This is a genomic window from Bradyrhizobium sp., from assembly GCF_049798375.1.
Classification (GTDB): Bacteria; Pseudomonadota; Alphaproteobacteria; order Rhizobiales; family Xanthobacteraceae; genus Bradyrhizobium.
This window is the reverse complement of record NZ_JBARGP010000246.1, coordinates 1-3,496: the sequence shown is the minus strand read 5'-3', so window position 1 is coordinate 3,496 and position 3,496 is coordinate 1. Positions and strand designations below refer to the sequence as shown.

The window sequence follows — 3,496 nt, the reverse complement described above, 5'->3', positions numbered from 1 at the left end:
GCCGCGGCAAAGCGCTCGGCGAACGGCATCTCGTTGAACAGCATGGTGAGGTTGGCGGCAAAACGCGGCATGATCGTCCCCTGCTCTGTCGTGATCATTCGGCCGGCTGCAGCGTGCCGGCGCGCTGGCCATCGACAGCATCGAGCGGGAGATCCAGCACCCCCTCGAACTCGGTGACGTTGTCGATCTCGGTGCCCATCGCGATGTTGGTGACACGCTCCAGGATGAACTCGACCACCACGGGCACGCGGTAGCGCGCCATCCATTCGCGCGCGGTGGCAAAGGCCGCCTGCGCCTGATTTGGATCGGTGACGCGGATCGCCTTGCAGCCAAGGCCTTCGGCGACCGCGACGTGATCGACGCCATAGCCGCCGACTTGAGGTGCGTTGATGTTCTCGAACGAGAGCTGCACCTGATAGTCCATCGCGAAGCCGCGCTGCGCCTGGCGGATCAGGCCGAGATAGGCGTTGTTCACGACCACATGGATGTAGGGCAGCTTGAACTGCGCCCCGACCGCGAGCTCCTCGATCAGGAACTGGAAGTCGTAATCGCCCGAGAGCGCGACGATCTCGCGGGTAGGATCGGCGGCGCGGACGCCGAGCGCGGCCGGCAAGGTCCAGCCGAGCGGTCCCGCCTGCCCCGCATTGATCCAGTGGCGCGGATGATGGACTTGCAAGAATTGCGCGCCGGCGATCTGCGACAGGCCGATCACGCTGACGTAGCAGGTGTCGCGGCCGAAGGCGCGGTTCATCTCATGATAGACGCGCTGCGGCTTGATCGGCACCTGGTCGAAGTCGCTCTTGCGCAGCATGGTGCGCTTGCGGTCCTGGCAGGCAGCCGGCAAGGCCTGCCGCTCGCGCAGCCGCCCGTCCCGGCGCCACTCGCGCGCCACCTCGAGGAACAGCGCAAGCGCGGCCCTGGCGTCGGAGACGATGCCGAGATCGGGATTGAACACGCGGCCGATCTGGGTCGGCTCGATGTCGACGTGAACAAATTTGCGACCTTTGGTGTAGGTCTCGATCGAGCCAGTATGGCGGTTGGCCCAGCGATTGCCGATCCCGAGCACGAAATCGGACTCGAGGAAATTGGCGTTGCCGTAGCGGTGGCTGGTCTGCAGGCCGACCTGGCCCGCCATCAGCACGTGATCGTCAGGGATGGCGCCCCACGCCATCAGGGTCGGGACAACAGGCACGTTGACGGTCTCGGCAAAGGCGACCAGGAGGTCGCTGGCATCGGCGTTGATGACGCCGCCACCCGCCACGATCAGCGGCCGCTCCGCAGCGTTGAGCATCTCCAGCGCCTTTTCCACCTGCTTGCGGGTCGCGGCCGGCTTGTAGACCGGCAGCGGCACATAAGTCTCGTCGTCGAACTCGATCTCGGCAAGTTGCACGTCGACCGGCAGGTCGATCAGCACCGGACCGGGCCGCCCCGAGCGCATGATGTGGAAGGCCTGGCTGAACACGCGCGGGACCAAGCCTGGTTCGCGCACGGTGACCGCCCATTTGGTCACCGGCTTGGCGATCTGCTCGATATCGACGGCCTGGAAATCCTCCTTGTAGAGCCGCGCCCGCGGCGCCTGCCCGGTGATGCAGAGGATCGGAATCGAATCGGCAATCGCCGAATAGAGCCCGGTGATCATGTCGGTGCCTGCCGGCCCCGAGGTGCCGATGCAGACACCGATATTGCCGGCCTTGGCGCGGCTATAGCCTTCCGCCATGTGCGAGGCGCCCTCGACATGGCGCGCCAGGATGTGGTGGATGGAATCGCGCGCCTTCAGCGCCGAATAGAGCGGATTGATCGCCGCCCCCGGCACGCCGAAGGCGCAAGTGACGCCTTCCTTCTCCAGAATACGGACTGCGGCATCGATCGCGCGCATCTTCGGCATGGGACGCTCCTCGTTATCTCGGTTCGAGTTCGCGTCATTGTCGTTGCAAGCGCCGGACGATCTCAATGCGGCCGATTTTATTTCCCGCGAGATGGCAGACGCGATGATTTCGCGCGCATCTTCAAGCCAGTAGCCGATGAACAGGAATGGAAAATATTAGTTTCGTCATTGCGAGCGCAGCGAAGCAATCCAGAGTCAGGAAGGAAGTCTGGATTGCTTCGTCGCTTCGCTCCTCGCAATGACGGCGTCGATAGGAGAAACGAAGCGAGCCAGGTCGTCTAACCCCGGAGCGGCATCACGCCGCCGAGCGCCAGCGTCAGTTCGGCCGCGATGTCGTGCACGGCCTTGCCGAATTCGCAGAGACGCGCCTCGGTGATGCGGCTGGTCAGGCCGGAGATCGAAACCGCGGCGAGCGGCTCGGCGCAATCGTTGAAGACGACCGCGGCGACGCAGCGCAGGCCGAGCCGCGCCTCCTCGTCGTCGACGGCGTAGCCCTGCCGCCGTATCGCCTGCAATTCCTTGAACAGCTCGCCGGCGCGCACGATCGACTTCGTGGTCAGCTGCGGCATGCCATGACGGTGGATGATCGCAGCCACATCATCGTCCGAATAGGTCGCGAGCACGGCCTTGCCGATTCCCGAGGCGACCATGGCGACGCGGCCGCCGACCTTGGTGAGCGCGCGCGTGATCTCGCGGCTTTCCAGCCGCACCAGCACCATCAACTGGTCATCGTCGACGACGGCGAGATTGGCGGTCTCGCGGGTCTGGTCGCGCAACTTGCGCAAATACGGAATCGCCTGCGCCACGACGTTGCGATGGCGGGTGAAGGTGGCGCCGACCGCAAAACTCTGCGCGCCGACATGCCATTTCGACGAGGTCTGGTCGAACTGCACGAAGCGGCGCTTTTCCAAGGTCGTCAGCAGCCGATGCGCGGTGGAAGTCGACAAGCCGGTGCGCACGGCGAGGTCGCTGAGGCGGTAGCCTTCGTCGTCCTCGGCAAGCGTTTCGAGGATCAGCAGCGCGCGGTCGACCGATTGCACGCCGCCATCGCGCGGCTCGGCGGCAGTGCTCGATTTCGGCTCCGCCTCTCTGCGTCGGATCACATCTCGCCCCATCGCGACCTGTACTCCGTTGCTGCCATTCGGCTCGTCGCCGTCCCTCTCCGAGCGTTGTGAAGCATCGTCCGGACAAAGATGAGGAGAAAGAAGCGTAGCCCGGGTGAGCGCAGCGATCCCGAGACACCGGCCCCTAGGATCGCTACGCTCACCCGGGCTACGTCTGTTCTCGTGGAGATACAGGGTGAGAACAATGAAGCCCGGTAGCCGCCGCGATTGTCACCGCGGCGGCTATCCTGATCGTGCCTTACAGCAGGCCCGCGCCGCGCGCCCATTTGTACTTGGCACCTAACACCTCGACCGGCAGCTCGGTCGAATAGGCGTAGGACGGGATGCCGTTCTGGTAGAGATATTCGGCGGCTTCCTCGACCTCGATGTCGCCGGCGAGCGAGGCGACCATCGGCTTGACGAAGCCCTTGGCCTCCATCTCCTTCTTCACCTCGACCATGTTGCGCGCGAACACCATCGGCGGCGTCACGATGGTGTGCCAGTAGCC

At 64.7% G+C, this 3,496-nt stretch carries 2 protein-coding genes and 1 pseudogene; all 3 read right to left on the bottom strand.

Going from position 1 to position 3,496, the window contains the following annotated elements:
- Window positions 1-94: 94 nt before the first annotated feature.
- The gene (gene gcl, locus WA702_RS10485) at window positions 95-1,885 is read right to left on the bottom strand and encodes a glyoxylate carboligase (protein ID WP_425110445.1); all 1,791 of its coding nucleotides are present in this window, start codon (window positions 1,883-1,885) and stop codon (window positions 95-97) included.
- Window positions 1,886-2,163: 278 nt separating this feature from the next.
- A complete protein-coding gene (locus WA702_RS10480; RefSeq protein ID WP_425110444.1) occupies window positions 2,164-3,000 on the bottom strand; it encodes an IclR family transcriptional regulator in 837 nt (278 codons plus the stop codon).
- Window positions 3,001-3,247: 247 nt separating this feature from the next.
- Window positions 3,248-3,496, bottom strand: a pseudogene (locus tag WA702_RS10475) (acetate--CoA ligase family protein); the annotation flags it as partial.